The following is a 12600-nucleotide window of genomic DNA, read 5'->3' on the forward strand; positions in this document are numbered from 1 at the left end:
CAACCAGGATTCTAAAAATACACTACCAGGAATGAGAAAAATAGTTTTCATTATTTTGACTTTATTGGCTTTCGCCAAAGGAACGGCTCAAATTGTAAAACCGGTAAAATGGACTTCCAAAGTGGAGCAGGTTTCGGCAACCGAATTCAATTTGGTGATGAACGGTAAGATAGACGAAGGTTGGCACGTATATTCCCAATTTACGCCACAAGACGGAGCCAATGGCTCGCCTTTACCGGCCGAATTTAAGTTTGAGAATGCCAAAGGGAATTATGAATTGGTAGGCAAAACCAAAGAATCGAACTATAAAAAAGAATACAACGAGGTATTTGAAGTAAACGAATATTTCTTTGAAAAGCAGGTAACTTTTACCCAAAAAGTAAAAATTATAAATCCGAAACTGACTTCAATAAAGGCTAAAATTGATTTTCAGGTTTGTAAGCAGGTTTGCCTAAACGACAACCAGGATTTTACGTTTAAAATTCCGGCAACTGCAGTAATAGTAGCGACTCCTGTAACCGATACAGCAAAAACGGCCACTACCGATACAATAAAAAAAGCCGTTGCCAAAGAAACGAAAGCTGTAGTAACTGCACCCCAAAAAGAAGAGAAAAAAGGACTATGGATGATATTTTTTCTAGCATTTCTAGGTGGTTTGGCAGCTTTGTTAACTCCTTGTGTTTTTCCAATGATTCCAATGACGGTGAGCTTTTTTACCAAACAAAGCAAAAACCCTGGGCAAGGAAAACGCAACGCCATTCTTTACGGAATTTCTATTATCGCCATTTATGTGGTTTTGGGATTGGTTATTACGGCTGTTTTTGGTGCTGATGCGCTGAATGCTTTGTCTACCAATGCTTGGTTTAATGTGTTTTTCTTCTTGCTTTTGGTGGTTTTTGCCGCCTCATTTTTGGGAGCTTTTGAAATTATGTTGCCAAATTCCTGGGCGAATAAAGTCGACAGACAAGCCGATAGAGGCGGCATCATTGGTATTTTATTTATGGCATTGGCATTGGCCATTGTTTCCTTTTCGTGTACCGGTCCGATTGTCGGAACGCTTTTAGTCGAATCGGCTTCCAAAGGGGGCATTGCGCCAGTCGTGGGAATGCTTGGTTTTTCTTCGGCTTTAGCCTTGCCGTTTATGTTGTTTGCGATGTTTCCGAGTTGGTTGCATTCGTTGCCAAAATCGGGTGGCTGGTTGAATACAGTAAAAGTTTCCCTGGGGTTTTTAGAATTGGCTTTAGCCTTTAAATTTTTATCCAATGCCGATTTAGTATTGCAGTTGCACTTATTGGAAAGAGAAGTTTTCTTAGCCATTTGGATAGCGGTTTTTGGTGCTTGGGCTTTGTATTTATTGGGTAAAATAACGACGCCACATGATAGTCCGATAACCCATATTTCCGTAGGAAGATTATCTTTAGGTCTGTTGGTTTTGGCTTTTACTGTTTATATGATTCCCGGACTTTTTGGAGCGCCTTTAAAACTTATCAGTGCTTTTCCGCCACCACAAACGTATAGCGAAAGTCCGATGGGCTTCTTCGGAAATACCACGGCAGCTTCCAACGAAAATTTACCCGAAGGCGCTAAAATAGGCGAGCACGGCATTATTACGTTTAATGATTATGCTAAAGGATTTGCCTACGCCAAAAAAGTAAACAAACCCATTATGCTTGATTTCACGGGTCATGCTTGTGTAAATTGCAGAAAGATGGAAATCAATGTTTGGTCGGATGAAAGAGTTTTAAGCCTATTGAAAAATGATGTTGTTCTAATTTCACTTTATGTTGATGATAAACGGGATTTACCGAAAAACGAACAATTTATTTCTAAATCTACCGGCTCAAAAATTGTAACGGTTGGCGACAAATGGACGGATTTTATTATTACGCGTTACAAAACCAACACCCAGCCGTTCTACGTTTTAACCGATTTAAGCGAACAGAAACTTAATGCACCAATAAGTTATACGCCAAACATCGACGAGTATTTGGCTTGGCTGAAAGCCGGTATTGGTAACTTCAAGAAATAAAAAAATCCCGATGAAAATCGGGATTTTTGTTTATCCTAAAATCTGAGCCACTTCATTTTTTAAATAACCCAAAGCTACTGTCGTTGCGGATTGTCCGTCGAGCAGGTTGCTCAAAATCTTTTCTCTTAGTTTGTCAGCATCCGTAACGGTTTCGTCTAAAGTCGTTTTTCTGATGTTTTGAATGATGGTGTTTTTGGCGGTTAAAAGCATCGTCCAGCATTCATCGGAAATATAAATTTGCTGCGTTAAATTGTGTTCGTATTCCTGCTCGATATGATGAATCAACAGGTTTTGGTAGTCAACTTTATTATCGCTCAGGGGTGCCACTCGAATCAGCAACTTTGCCGGATTGATGCGCTCTAAAAATAAAGCCAATCGCTCATAAGACTGTAAACGTAACGGCAAGGAGTGTTTTTGATTTTCTCTTTGCAACAACCAACGACGTGTATTCTGCTGGTCTTTGAAATAATTATCGAATAAATAATACGCCACACCACCCGTTATTAAAGAAGGAACAGCATACATTAGTAGTTCTAGTATTTTGTCTGGATTCATATTGTGTATTGACTAATAATTGTTGACAAATATAATAGAAATACCCTTAAATCTATCTTGCTTTTCAAGCCAACTAACATTAAATTTGTCCAATTCGATTTTTACATGCAAAAATATATTTCCCAACTTAACGCTGCCCAACAAGAACCGGTTTATCAAAAAGACGGGCCAATGATTATCATTGCCGGCGCAGGTTCGGGGAAAACGCGTGTGCTTACCATGCGCATTGCTTATCTGATGAGTTTGGGTGTGGATGCTTTTAATATTTTGGCACTGACCTTTACCAACAAAGCGGCGCGCGAAATGAAAAAGCGAATCTCCGATATCGTGGGAAGCAACGAAGCCAAAAACCTCTGGATGGGAACGTTTCACTCGGTGTTTGCCCGAATCCTGAGAAGTGAAGCCGATAAACTGGGCTATCCGTCCAACTTTACGATTTATGATACACAAGACAGTGTTCGTTTGATTTCGGCAATTATCAAGGAAATGCAATTGGATAAAGACATTTACAAACCGAAGCAGGTTTTGGGCAGAATATCATCCTATAAAAATTCCTTGATTACAGTAAAAGCCTATCTCAATAATCCCGAATTGCAGGAGCAGGACGCTATGAGTAAGAAACCGCGTTTGGGAGAAATCTACGCCAATTATGTAGAAAGATGTTTCAAAGCCGGTGCGATGGATTTTGACGATTTGTTATTAAAAACGAATGAATTGTTAAACCGTTTTCCGGATGTATTGGCCAAATACCAAGACCGATTCCGATACATCATGGTAGATGAGTACCAGGATACCAACCATTCGCAGTATTTGATAGTGCGCGCTTTGAGTGATAGATTTCAAAATATATGCGTTGTTGGCGACGATGCGCAGAGTATCTATGCTTTCCGTGGTGCCAATATCAATAACATTCTCAACTTCCAAAAAGATTATGAGAATGTCAAAATGTATCGATTGGAACAAAATTACCGCTCGACCAAAAACATAGTAGAAGCGGCCAATTCAATTATCGATAAGAACAAAACCAAGTTAGATAAAGTGGTTTGGACAGCCAATGATTTTGGTCCCAAAATAAAAGTCCACCGCAGCATTACCGATGGCGAAGAAGGCCGGTTTGTGGCCAGCGAAATCTTCGAACAAAAGATGCGCAACCAAATGCTCAACGGGCAGTTTGCCATTTTGTATCGCACCAATGCGCAATCGCGAGCCATGGAAGACGCGCTGCGGAAACGTGACATTCCGTACCGAATTTATGGTGGTTTGTCGTTCTACCAAAGAAAAGAAATCAAAGACGTTCTTTGTTATTTGCGCTTGGTGATTAATCCGAAAGATGAAGAAGCTTTGATTCGGGTTATCAATTATCCGGCGCGTGGCATTGGCGATACTACTGTTGAAAAGTTAACGGTTGCCGCCAATCACTACAAACGTTCTGTTTTTGAAGTGATGGAAAACATCGATAAAATTGATTTGAAACTCAATTCGGGAACCAAGCAAAAGTTGGAAGATTTTGTACTGATGATTAAGAGTTTTCAGATCATTAATGAGCAGCAGGATGCTTTTGTTCTGGCCGATCATGTTGCCAAAAAAACTGGTTTGGTACAAGAGCTCAAAAAAGACGGAACGCCCGAAGGCATTGCCCGAATTGAAAATATAGAAACCTTGATGGGGGGTATTAAAGACTTCATTGAAGGACAAAAAGAAATTGATGGCGCGCGTGGTGCTTTATCCGAGTTTTTAGAAGATGTGGCACTGGCTACCGATTTAGACAAAGATACCGGCGATGATGACAGAGTAGCTTTGATGACAATTCACCTGGCCAAAGGTTTAGAGTTTCCGTATGTTTTCATTGTGGGCTTGGAAGAAGATTTGTTTCCGAGTGCGATGAGTTTGAATACCAGAAGTGAGTTGGAAGAAGAGCGACGTTTGTTTTATGTTGCCTTAACCCGTGCCGAACATCAGGCGTATTTAACGTATGCCCAATCGCGCTATCGTTGGGGGAAATTGACGGATGCCGAGCCATCGCGTTTTATAGAAGAAATCAAAGACGAGTATTTAGAATACATCAATCCGATGGATACCGGTGGGTATCGGTATAAACCGACGATTGATTTGGATATTTTTGGTGATATTGATAAATCCAAATTGCGATTGGAAAAACCAACTGCAGGCACGCCACCCAAAAGATATGGAGAAGAACCCGTTTCTTCGGCAAATATTCGTAAATTGAAACCAGTTTCCAGCAACGGACAAAGCAATACCAATCTGTTTGACAGTAAATTAGTGGTTGGTAATGTGGTGATGCACGAGCGCTTTGGCAAAGGAGAAATCATCAACCTGGAAGGCATTGGTGCGGATAAAAAAGCTGAAATCAAATTTGAAGTGGGAGGCATCAAAAAACTCTTATTGCGATTTGCCAAGCTGGATGTAATTGGCTAACAAAATCATATCTCTAAAATCTAATATCGTAAATCAGTATGGCTGAATTCATCAAAATATACGAAGACAAACCCAACGAAGCGGCTATCAAAAGAGTGGTGGATGTGTTGCGCAATGGCGGTTTAGTAATTTATCCGACAGACACCGTTTATGGTTTGGGTTGTGATATTACCAATACCAAAGCGTTGGAGCGCATTGCCAAAATTAAAGACATCAAACTGGAGAAAGCCAATTTCTCTTTCGTGTGCAGTGATTTGAGCAATATTTCCGATTATGTGAAACAGATTGATACTTCGACTTTCAAGATTTTAAAGAGAGCTTTGCCGGGACCTTATACGTTCATTCTTCCGGGAAATAATGATTTGCCCAAAGAATTCCGTAAAAAGAAAACGGTGGGTATCCGTGTACCCGATAATAACATTGCTTTGGAAATTGTAAAAATGCTTGGCAATCCTATTGTTTCCACTTCTATTCATGACGAGGACGAAGTATTGGAATATTCCACTGATCCTGAATTGATTTTTGAGAAATGGCAAAACCGAGTGGATTTAGTAATTGATGGCGGCTATGGTGACAACGTAGGTTCCACAGTTATCGATTTATCAGGCTATGAGCCGGTAGTTATCAGAGAAGGGAAAGGAGATCCCGATATTTTTTAGTATTCAGTCACAGTCACGGTTTACAGTCTGCTATAAATAAAAAACGTCCCAAGAAATTGGGACGTTTTTTATTTATAAGAATCGGAACATTATTGTTTTTGATTCTTCATTTCTTTTTCAATCATATCGTAGAACTCGTCAATTTTTGGTAAAACTACTATACGTGTTCTTCTGTTTTTAGCTCTGTTATCCGCTGTATTGTTATCTACTAACGGAATGAATTCGCTACGGCCGGCTGCAATTAATTGGGCTGGTTTTACGCCTAAATCTTTTGTCAATACTCTGATGATCGCAGTAGAACGTTTTACACTTAAATCCCAGTTATCAAGCAAAATAGCATTTCCGGTAAACGGTACATTATCAGTATGACCTTCCACCATACATTCGAAAGTTGGACGGCTGTTGATTACTTTAGCCACTTTAGCCAATACTTCTTTTGCTCTGTCGCTCACAGTATAGCTACCGCTTTTGAACAATAATTTATCCGCAATAGAGATAAAAACTACCCCTTTATCCACATTGATTTCGATGTCCGGATCTGAAATACCCACTGAGCTTTTCAAACTGGTAACCAACGCTAAGGTAACGCTGTCTTTTTTAGTCAAAGCATCTTGCAGACGCGATATTTTAAGGTCTTTTTCTTTTAAGCTTTCCAATGATTTTTCAAGGTTTTGAGCTCCTTTGGTACTTAACATCGTCATTTCCTTTGAACTGTTGATCAAATCAGAATTGTTTTGTTTTAAGTAATCATTTTGTTTCGAAAGCGCATCTTTTTCAGATAGACACAAGTTCAATTTAACTGTAGTTGAATTCAATAAATCTTGACATTCTTTGTTTTGTGCTTCAAGAGCAGCAATCTTTTTCTTAGAGCCACAGGACGTTAAGGTCAGGGCAAGTAACGAAAGTGCAAAAATTACTTTTTTCATAAATAGTGTAATTAAAATTTTAACAAAAGTACGGATTATTTTAGTTTGGAAGAGTATAATTGAATGATAAACTCTTGTTAAAATAGCTTTTCAAAAACGGTGCCACTTTGGATGAAGTAAGTAAAAACAATGCTTTTGGTCTTGTAGTAGTCGGAGGCTTGCGAAGAACCTCTTTTTTTTAAGTTTTTGTTAATCAGATGGTAAAAATGAAAATGTGCTTTAACAATGGCCCAGCAATGACTAAATTTTCCTTTGAAAATAAATTGAACTCCGGCCAAGCCATCCAGACAAAGTCGCATGAATAGAATGGGAACTAATTGTCTTTCCGGTAAGTTTTTGGTGAGCATTAAAAGCGAATTTCGGAAGTTCAGGAAAGTTTTCTTCGGGTTGCTTTCGTTTAAGGTAGCGCCGCCCACATGGAAAACAACCGAGTTGGGAGTGAATTTGGCTTTGTAGCCCAAATTAAAGGCGCGCCAACACAAATCAATTTCTTCCTGATGGGCAAAAAAATCACCATCAAAACCATTTAATTTTCGGTAAATGTCTTTTCGGATAAAGAAACAAGCTCCGCTGGCCCAGAAGATTTCGAGTTCATTGTTGTATTGCCCGTTGTCTTTTTCGATAGTTTCAAAGATGCGGCCGCGACAAAACGGATAGCCCAACTTATCTATAAAACCACCGGCAGCACCGGCATATTCGAAATACGCTTTGTTTTTATAATCTAAAATCTTCGGTTGGATAATACCAATTTGAGGCTCTTTATCAAAAATTGAAAGAATAGGAGTCAGCCAGCCTTCGGTCACTTCTATATCCGAATTGACTAAGGCATAATAGTCTTCTTCCACTTGTTGCAGCGCTACATTATAGCCATTGGCAAAACCATAATTCCCGTCATTCTGAATAATCTTCACCGATGGGAATTGTGTTGTAATCACTTCAATAGAATTGTCTGTCGAAGCATTATCGGCCACATAAACGGTGGCTTCATTAGAATACACCACCACCGAAGGCAAAAACTGTTCTAACAGTTTGGCTCCATTCCAATTGAGTATGACTACGGCTATTTTTTTCAAAGGTTATTGGTTTGAGAAATTAGGCAACTCCTTTAGGAAAACATAAGCTTCCTTTTCAAAGTTCATTTGACAAAAGTAATGATTTAGACCATTGGTTACCATTAGGTATTGTGCATTCAGTTTCAGGTTGTAGCGGGCTATCTGGTCAAAGGTATCTTGAGTGATTTTGACTTCGGGCGCTTTGCATTCTATCAGTAAAAAAATAGAACCATCCGGTTGAAAAACAACTACATCGTAGCGCTTTTGTAAATCGTTGACCTTGATTAATTTCTCTACATTAAGATACGATTTTGGGTATTTTTTTTCCTGTAACAAAAACTGAACGGTATGTTGACGCACCCATTCTTCGGGTGTGAGAATGATAAATTTTTTCCGGATTTCATCAAAAATTGCCACTTTATTTTCACTATTTTTGAAGCGAAACGAATAAGCAGGGAAGTTGAGTTTTTGCATTCAACAAATCTATTATCAAATAACCAAATAACCAAATCAACTTATTTTGGACGAAGTAGTAAAAATCATCAACGATATCAAAGCCGGCAACATCAAGCCCATCTATTTTCTGATGGGTGAGGAGCCTTATTATATTGACAGAATCACCGACTATCTGGAAAATAATATTTTGACGGATGATGAAAAAGGCTTTAACCAAATGGTATTGTATGGTCGGGATACTACGGTGGAGGATATTGTGGCTAATGCCAAACGCTATCCAATGATGGCGGAGCGCCAAGTGGTAATTGTAAAAGAAGCTCAGGATTTAGTCAAAACCATAGATAAGTTAGATAGTTATGCCGAAAACCCACAACCCACAACGGTCTTAGTCATTGCTTACAAATACAAAACCCTCGACAAACGCAAGAAGTTAGTCAAAACAGTAGCCAAACAAGGTTTGTTGTTCGAAAGTAAAAAAATGTACGACAATCAAGTAGGTGAATGGATTAAACGTGTCTTAAAAGGCAGAGGCTACGACATCGAACCCAAAGCCATGATGATGCTGGTTGAGTTTTTAGGAAATGATTTGAGTCGGATTGCCAACGAGTTAACCAAACTCGAAATCATACTACCCAAAGGAAGTACTATTACTCCGCATCACATAGAAGAAAACATAGGCTTTAGCAAAGATTTTAACGTGTTTGAATTCCGCAAAGCGATTGGCGAAAGGAACCAAGTCAAAGCCTATCAAATAGCGGCTTATTTTGCCCAAAACCAAAAAGACAATCCGCTCGTAATGACCACCGGATTGGTGTTTAGTTTCTTTTCGGCACTGTTACAGTACCATGGTTTAAAAGATAAATCTCCCGGTAATGTGGCCAAAGTTCTTAAAGTTAGCCCTTATTTCATAAAGGATTATGATGTCGCACTACGCAATTATCCCATGCGAAAAGTCAGCGCTATTGTTGGTTCTCTGCGTGCAATTGACGTAAAAAGTAAAGGCGTTGGCGCCAATGCTTTGCCGCAAGGTGATTTGCTGAAAGAAATGCTGGTGAGTATTTTTAATTGATTGTCACCAAATTTATCCTATCCTTCTTAAAGACTGTTAGGTAGGGAATCTCTTTATTGGTTGGTTGTATAAAGACTCTTTTGGTAGAATAGTCTTATGGTTATGAAGCGTTATAACAAGTATTTTAGTATACACAAACAATAAACTTCCACCATTCTATATATTTGTAGACTGTTTTAATATCATCATTATCTACTCTTTATGAAGTATACTCTACTATATCTTGTACTGTTTAGTTTTTCTTTTTCTTTTTCACAAAGCAATAAGACTTTTTGGAAAAGCACTACTAAAAAAGCTACGTCAATAACGGCTGAAAATAAAAAAACATTGGCTAATCCTCATTTGTTTGCATTAGATGTCAATCTGTTGAAACAGTCTTTGGTAGGAGCTCCCCAAAGATTTATTTCCAAACAACAATCCAATATAATTGTTTCTTTCCCTAATGCCACGGGTGAGCTGGAGAAGTTTAGAATTCAGGAAAGTTCTAACATGGATCCGGTTTTAGCTGCCAAATACCCGGAAATTAAATCGTATGTAGGACAGGGAATTGATAACCCTTTATCGAAAGTTTATTTCAGTATATCGCCACTTGGTTTGCAAAGTATGACGCTTGCGGCTGATCAGCCAGCAGTTTTTATAGAGCCCTACACAACCGATTTGAGCTCTTATGTTGTATATAAAAAAACAGACAAAGCAGCTTCAGCAACTCCATTCGAATGTAAAGTTATTGATGCGGTCCAAACGGGATTGCAAAGTTCAGCACTAACTGCCCGGCCCAATGCTGATGATGCTTTCATGCGAACGTATCGTTTGGCACTTTCTGTTACCGGAGAATACACTACCTATTTTGGCGGTACAAAAGCATTGGCGTTAGCTGCTATGAATAATAGTATGACACGGGTTAATGGTGTCTTCGAAATTGATTTTGGCGTACATATGAATTTGATTGCTACCAACGATGTGTTAATCTATACCAATGGTACTACTGATCCTTATTCTGATGCTACTGCCGGAGCTGCCGGAGCATGGAATACTGAACTGCAAAACAATTTAACAAGTGTTATTGGAAATGCCGGTTACGATATTGGTCACTTATTTGGAGCCAGTGGTGGTGGTGGAAATGCCGGCTGCATTGGTTGCGTTTGTGTAGATGATACAACCAGTACAACCGATGAAAATAAAGGAAGCGGCTTCACTTCTCCCAATGACGGAATTCCTTCCGGCGATAACTTTGATATCGACTATGTAGCTCACGAAATGGGGCATCAGTTTGGAGCCAATCACACCTTTACCCATGCTACTTCTTCTGAAGGAACCGGAGCCCAAATGGAACCGGGGTCAGGCTCAACCATTATGGGGTATGCCGGAATCACTTCGCTTGATGTACAACCTCATTCCGATGCTTATTTTCATGCGATTAGTATTCAACAAGTTACCAATTATATAAAAACAACAACTTGTCAGGTCAATACCGCTACCGGAAATGCCATTCCAACGGCCAGCGCCGGATTAGATTATACGATTCCGAAAAGTACGCCTTTTATGTTAACCGGTTCCGGAACTGATGCCAATGGAGATGCACTTACCTATGATTGGGAAGAAATGGACAATGGCACAACCAATACCGCTCCGAGCGCCACTAAAACCACCGGCCCAAATTTCAGATCCTATAGTCCAACAACATCCACTACAAGATATTTTCCCAAAATGACATCTGTACTTGCCGGAGCCACCACTACAGCAGGAACAGAACTTACAGTAGAAGCTTTGTCATCCGTGGCTCGAACATTAAATTTCAGATTTACTGTTCGGGATAATCATGTTGGCGGCCCAGCCAACAATAGTGATGATATGGTCGTAACGGTTAATGCTACCGCCGGACCGTTTGCGGTTACGAGTCCCAATACTGCGGTTTCATATCCGGCAAACAGCACTCAAACTATTGCATGGAATGTAGCAGGGACCACTACAAATAGTGTCAATTGTGCCAATGTAGATATTTTAATTTCGACCAATGGAGGAACTACTTGGACAACTTTATTGGCAGCAACTCCAAATGATGGCTCAGAATCGATTGTTCTGCCAAATACACAAGGCACTACTAACAGAATTATGATCAAAGGAACCAATCACATCTTTTTCGATGTTTCTAATACCAATTTTACCATTACAGCGGCTTCATCGGATACAACTCCACCATCAGCACCAACTTTAACCGCTTCAGGAACAACAGTAAACGCTACAAACCTTTCCTGGACGACTTCAACAGATAATGTTGGGGTAACCGGATATGAAGTATACCAAGGCGCTGTTTTGATTGGCACAACTACTTCTGCAACTACTTTTGCGGTAACAGGATTGACACCAGCTACCAGCTATGCTTTTACGGTAAAAGCTAAAGATAATGCGGGCAATTTTTCCGCAGCAAGTAATATTGTTAATGTTACTACATTAGCCGATACGACAGCTCCAACAGCCCCAGTTTTAAGTGCTTCAGGAACGACTTCAACAACGACCAACTTATCTTGGACGACTGCGACAGATAATGTCGGAGTTAGTGGGTATGATGTTTATAAAGATGCCGTTTTATTAGGTTCGACTACAACAGCGACAACCTATGCGGTTAGTGGTTTAATAGCTAATACAACTTATGTTTTTACAGTGAAAGCTAAAGATGCTGCCGGTAATATTTCAGTTGCCAGTAATGCTTTAAGTGTAACTACTACATTGTTTACCTATTGTACTTCGCAAGGGAACAGCGTGGCTGATGAACAAATAGGAAGGGTACAATTAGGCACTATCAATAATGTTTCCACTGGCGGAACAGGATATACTGATTTTACTGCCATTTCAACCAATGTAACACAAGGAACAAGTCAAACGATTACCATAACCCCTAATTGGACTTCTACAGTTTTTAGTGAAGGGTATGGTGTTTTTATCGATTATAATAAAGATGGTGATTTTGCAGATGCCGGAGAAACGGTATGGACCAATGCCGCTTCCAAAACTACTCCGGTTTCCGGTAGTTTTACCATTCCGGTAACGGCTACGCTGGGAGCAACCCGAATGAGAGTTTCTTTAAAATTTAATGGAATTCCAACTGCCTGTGAAACATATGGATATGGTCAAGTAGAAGATTATACGGTTGTAATTGTAGCCGATACTTCTGCACCAACTGCCCCAACAACTCTTACGGCTTCGGGCACAACTCAAAGAACCACTAATTTATCTTGGACTGCTGCTACCGATAATGTTGCTGTTACCGGATATGATGTATTTAAAAACGGAGTTTTATTGGGTTCAACCACAACAGCAACTACTTATGCTGTTTCCGGATTAACCTATTCCACAGCTTATGCTTTTACTGTTAAAGCCAAAGATGCAGCCGGAAATATTTCTACTTCCAGTAATACAG

The 12600-nt window shown here is 39.6% G+C and carries 9 protein-coding genes; 5 read left to right on the top strand and 4 right to left on the bottom strand.

Features of this window, described 5'->3' with window-relative positions; genetic code table 11:
- Positions 1-31: 31 nt before the first annotated feature.
- Entirely contained in the window at positions 32-2029 is a 1998-nt protein-coding gene (locus V7D82_RS12365; protein WP_333601296.1) for a protein-disulfide reductase DsbD family protein, read from the top strand.
- A 30-nt stretch (positions 2030-2059) separates the two neighbouring features.
- Here the strand turns inward: V7D82_RS12365 and V7D82_RS12370 are convergent, their stop codons facing one another.
- A complete protein-coding gene (locus tag V7D82_RS12370) occupies positions 2060-2584 on the bottom strand; it encodes a DUF7935 family protein (protein ID WP_333601288.1) in 525 nt (174 codons plus the stop codon).
- 105 nt (positions 2585-2689) lie between these two features.
- Here V7D82_RS12370 and V7D82_RS12375 point away from each other — a divergent pair, with 105 nt between their 5' ends.
- The gene (locus V7D82_RS12375; protein WP_333601289.1) at positions 2690-5020 is read left to right on the top strand and encodes an ATP-dependent helicase; all 2331 of its coding nucleotides are present in this window, start codon (positions 2690-2692) and stop codon (positions 5018-5020) included.
- Positions 5021-5058: 38 nt separating this feature from the next.
- Positions 5059-5679: an L-threonylcarbamoyladenylate synthase gene (locus V7D82_RS12380; protein ID WP_333601290.1), complete on the top strand. Its 621-nt coding sequence runs from the start codon at positions 5059-5061 to the stop codon at positions 5677-5679.
- Between the two features lie 89 nt (positions 5680-5768).
- Here the strand turns inward: V7D82_RS12380 and V7D82_RS12385 are convergent, their stop codons facing one another.
- From V7D82_RS12385 to V7D82_RS12395, 3 genes are all read right to left on the bottom strand, one after another.
- Positions 5769-6605: an OmpA/MotB family protein gene (locus V7D82_RS12385; RefSeq protein ID WP_333601291.1), complete on the bottom strand. Its 837-nt coding sequence runs from the start codon at positions 6603-6605 to the stop codon at positions 5769-5771.
- Positions 6606-6682: 77 nt separating this feature from the next.
- Positions 6683-7678: a glycosyltransferase family 2 protein gene (locus V7D82_RS12390; RefSeq protein WP_333601292.1), complete on the bottom strand. Its 996-nt coding sequence runs from the start codon at positions 7676-7678 to the stop codon at positions 6683-6685.
- Between the two features lie 3 nt (positions 7679-7681).
- Positions 7682-8131 (bottom strand): type I restriction enzyme HsdR N-terminal domain-containing protein, encoded by a 450-nt coding sequence (locus tag V7D82_RS12395; RefSeq protein WP_333601293.1) that lies wholly within the window; start codon positions 8129-8131, stop codon positions 7682-7684.
- A gap of 46 nt (positions 8132-8177) precedes the next feature.
- Here V7D82_RS12395 and holA point away from each other — a divergent pair, with 46 nt between their 5' ends.
- Both holA and V7D82_RS12405 read left to right on the top strand, forming a co-directional pair.
- Positions 8178-9182, top strand: coding sequence for a DNA polymerase III subunit delta (gene holA / locus V7D82_RS12400; protein ID WP_333601294.1), 1005 nt, complete (start codon positions 8178-8180; stop codon positions 9180-9182).
- A gap of 201 nt (positions 9183-9383) precedes the next feature.
- Positions 9384-12600: reprolysin-like metallopeptidase (locus V7D82_RS12405; RefSeq protein WP_333601295.1), on the top strand; the 3217-nt coding region annotated here is incomplete at its 3' end.

It is taken from the genome of Flavobacterium sp., assembly GCF_036741995.1.
In the GTDB taxonomy this organism is placed as follows: domain Bacteria; phylum Bacteroidota; class Bacteroidia; order Flavobacteriales; family Flavobacteriaceae; genus Flavobacterium.